This is a genomic window from Pseudokineococcus marinus, assembly GCF_013004605.1.
In the GTDB taxonomy this organism is placed as follows: domain Bacteria; phylum Actinomycetota; class Actinomycetes; order Actinomycetales; family Quadrisphaeraceae; genus Pseudokineococcus; species Pseudokineococcus marinus.
Genome location: NZ_JABEMA010000309.1, coordinates 1 through 3,597 on the forward strand (window position 1 = coordinate 1; position 3,597 = coordinate 3,597).

Below are 3,597 nucleotides of genomic sequence, written 5' to 3' on the forward strand. Positions count from 1 at the left end.
CCGGCAGCGCGAGCACCGCGCGGCGGGCGCGCCGGCGGGCGGCGCCGCGGCGCCGGTCGGTCGGGCGCCGGTCGGTCGGGGCGGTGGGCGTCGGCATGGTGTCCTCGCTCGTCTCGCGGTCGCTCGCGCGTGGGGTCCCGCGTCGCTCGGGGAGGCGCACGGGTGGGCGCCTCCCGGGCGGTGGGGCCACCGCCCTGTGAGGACCGACGCGCGGGAGGGCGTCCGCGGTTCCCCGCCGCACCCGGCCCCTCCGGGCGGGCGGCCTGCGCGCGCGTCGGGGCATGATCGAATGGGCCCGTCGGCGCCGGAGGCGCTCCGCGGCCCGACCGTCGACCCCGCCACCGACCACCCCAGGGAGACCCCGTGAGCGACGACCAGCGCCGCGTGCCCGCCGCCGACGTCCCCGAGGACGCCGTCCTCGTCGACGTCCGCGAGGACGACGAGTGGGCCGCCGGCCACGCGCCCGGCGCCGTCCACATCCCGCTCGGCGACCTGCCCGCCCGCGTCGGCGAGCTGCCCGAGGGCGACGTCCACGTCGTCTGCCGCTCCGGCGGGCGGTCCGCCCGCGCCGCCGCGTGGCTGCAGCAGAACGGTGTCGACGCCGTCGACGTCGCCGGCGGCATGGGCGCCTGGTACGAGGCCGAGCGCCCCATGGTCAGCGAGTCCGGCCAGGAGCCCCGCGTCCTCTGACGCCTCCCCGCGGAGGTGACGCCCCCTTCACCCCTGAGGACCTCCCCCACGCGAAGGTGACGCCCCCTTCACGCCTGAGGGCCTCCCCCAGGTGAAGGTGACGCCTCCTTCACGCCTGAGGGCTTCCCTCACGTCAAGGGGGCGTCACCTTCGCGTCGGAGAGGGAGCCGGGTGGAGCGTCTGGGCCCGTCTGGCGACACGCCTAGACGGGCCCAGACGTCCCGGGGGCGGCCGCGCGGCGCGGCTACCGTCCGCGCGTGGACCCCGTGCGCAACCCCTACGCCCCCGGCGCCGGGCAGCGCCCGCCCGAGCTCGCCGGACGCGACCGCGAGCTCGAGTCCTTCGACGTCGTCCTCGAGCGGCTCGCGCGGGGGCGCCCGGAGCGGTCCGTCGTCCTCACCGGGCTGCGCGGCGTCGGCAAGACCGTGCTGCTCGGCGCCCTGCGCTCGGCGGCCGTCCGGCGCGGGTGGGGCACCGGCAAGCTCGAGGCCCGGCCCGACCAGCCGCTGCGCCGCCCGCTGGCCGCCGCGCTGCACCAGGCCGTCCGCGAGCTCTCGGGGCGCAACCCCGACGAGGCCGCCGAGGTGCTCGGCGTCGTCAAGGCCTTCGCGCTGCGCGCCACCGCCGAGCCGGTGCCCGCCGGCGCCGGGGCCCGCTCGGCCCGCAGCGCTCCCAAGATGCGCGACCGCTGGCAGCCGGGCATCGACGTCCCCGCCGCCGTGGGCCGCGCCGACTCGGGCGACATCGAGATCGACCTCGTCGAGCTCCTCACCGACGTCGCGGGGCTGGCCGCCAGCACGGGGCGCGGCATCGCCGTCTGCATCGACGAGATGCAGGACCTCGGCCCCGAGGACGTCTCCGGGCTCTGCGCCGCCTGCCACGAGCTGAGCCAGCAGGGCCTGCCCCTGCTCGTCGTGGGCGCCGGGCTGCCGCACCTGCCCGCCGTCCTCTCGGCCTCGAAGTCCTACAGCGAGAGGCTCTTCCGCTACCTCCGCATCGGCGCGCTCGAGCGCGAGCAGGCCGACCGCGCGCTGCGGACGCCCGCGCAGGAGGAGGACGCCGACTTCACGCCCGAGGCCCTCGAGGCGCTCCACGTCGCCACCGACGGCTACCCGTACTTCGTGCAGTCCTACGGCAAGGCCGTCTGGGACGTGGCGACGGCGTCGCCCATCACGGCCGAGGACGTCGCCGTCGCCGCCCCGCAGGCGGAGGCCGAGCTCGCCGTCGGCTTCTTCGGCTCGCGCTACGAGCGCGCGACGCCGGCCGAGCGCGAGTACATGCGGGCGATGGCCGATCTCGGCGCCGAGGCGGGTGACGGCGCCGTCGCGACGTCGGAGGTCGCCGCCCGGCTGGGCCGCAAGCCGCAGTCCCTCTCCCCCGCCCGCGACGCCCTCATGAAGAAGGGCCTCGTCTGGAGCGCCGAGCGCGGGCGGATCGCCTTCACCGTGCCCCACTTCGGCCGGTACCTGCGCCAGCACGCCGGGGACTGACCCCCGGCCCGGGGCGCGGCGCCGCTCACCGAGCCCCCGGCACGCCCCCGTCGTCGCCCTCGCGGCGCGTCGTGACCGAGAAGCTCGTCGCGCCGCTCGCCTCGGCGCGGCTGCGCGCCTCCTCGTAGGCGTCCTCGCCGTCGTCCGCCCGCTGCGTCGACTCGTCCTGCCCGACGTGCTGGGTGATGCCGGGGGCGTCCTCGTCGACGGGGCGCACGCCCGGGTCCGACGCCTCGGACGGCGGGTCGGCGCTCGCGCCGGGCGTGTGGGCGGCCGACGGCGCAGCGTCGGGGTCGGGACGCACGTCGGGCTGCTCGTCCTGGGGCTGGTGGCTCACGGTCGTCTCCTCGTCGCCGGCGGGTGCTCCCGCACGCTAGGCAGACCGCACCCCTCCCGCCGCTCGGGCCGGGTGAACATCCGGTGGACGGCTCACGGCTCGGACGACGGTCGCCGAGGACGTCAGCCGCGACGAGCCGCCTCCGCCCGCCGAGGGCCGCCGCCGGGGAGGACGAAGGGTCCGGTCTCGCGATGCGTCGAACCGCTGACCTGCGGCGATGCCACCGCAGGACGAGCTCGTCCTCCCCGTCGGCCGCTCACCCGGCCCGGTCGGCGGCGCCCTCCAGCTCGAGCAGCCGCCGCTTGGCCTCGAGGCCGCCCGCGTAGCCGGTGAGCGCCCCGGTGCCCGCGACGACGCGGTGGCACGGCAGGACGACGCAGACCGGGTTGGCGCCGAGCGCCGCCCCGACGGCCCGGGACGCGCTCGCGCGACCGAGGTCGCGGGCCAGCGCGCCGTACGTCGTCCGCCGGCCGTACCCGACGCCGGCGAGCCGCTCGAGCACCGCGCGCTGGAACGGCGTCGCGAGCTCGAGGTCGACGGGGACGTCGAAGGCGCGGCGCTCCCCTGCGAGGTACTCCGCCAGCTCGTCCGCCGCGCGCGCCGTCCGGCCCGGCGCCTCGACGACGCGCGGTGACACCCCCGCGGCCAGGCGCCGCAGGACCCGCTCGAGGGCGGCGTCGTCCGGCACGAACGTCGACGCGACGAGCGCGCCACCCGGCCCGTCCGCGAGCAGGACGCGACCGATCTCCGTCTGCCGCACGGAGAAGCCGACATCGGCTCCGGCCCTCGCCGTCGTCGGCACGACGGGGCGGCGCAGCCCCTCCGACGTCGCGGCGCGCAGGCGACGCACCGCCGCGCCCTCGTCCGTGCTCCTGCTCCGCCCGTCCGCCACCACCTGCTCGTCCACGACCCGCCTCCTCATCATCGCCCGTCTCCCTCGTCGCCGTGCCCGCCCGCCCCGAGCTCGTCGCCGTGCCCGCCCGCCCCGAGCTCGTCGCCGTGCCCGCCCGCCCCGAGCTCCCGGCGCAGCGCCGCGAGCGCGTCGCTGACGAGCCGCCGCGTGGCGCCGGGCGTCGTCCC

At 78.5% G+C, this 3,597-nt stretch carries 4 protein-coding genes; 2 read left to right on the top strand and 2 right to left on the bottom strand.

Annotated features, from left to right (window positions below; all coding sequences use genetic code 11):
* Window positions 1–363: 363 nt before the first annotated feature.
* On the top strand, window positions 364–690 hold the full coding sequence (locus HLB09_RS14550) for a rhodanese-like domain-containing protein (RefSeq protein WP_171204053.1): 327 nt from the start codon (window positions 364–366) through the stop codon (window positions 688–690).
* 257 nt (window positions 691–947) lie between these two features.
* Window positions 948–2,180 carry an ATP-binding protein gene (locus tag HLB09_RS14555; RefSeq protein ID WP_171204054.1) on the top strand — a complete coding sequence of 411 codons (1,233 nt, stop codon included), beginning with the start codon at window positions 948–950 and terminating at the stop codon, window positions 2,178–2,180.
* A 25-nt stretch (window positions 2,181–2,205) separates the two neighbouring features.
* Here the strand turns inward: HLB09_RS14555 and HLB09_RS14560 are convergent, their stop codons facing one another.
* Window positions 2,206–2,517 (bottom strand): hypothetical protein, encoded by a 312-nt coding sequence (locus tag HLB09_RS14560; protein ID WP_171204055.1) that lies wholly within the window; start codon window positions 2,515–2,517, stop codon window positions 2,206–2,208.
* Between the two features lie 256 nt (window positions 2,518–2,773).
* Window positions 2,774–3,424: a methylated-DNA--[protein]-cysteine S-methyltransferase gene (locus tag HLB09_RS14565; protein ID WP_212771137.1), complete on the bottom strand. Its 651-nt coding sequence runs from the start codon at window positions 3,422–3,424 to the stop codon at window positions 2,774–2,776.
* Window positions 3,425–3,597 lie beyond the last annotated feature (173 nt).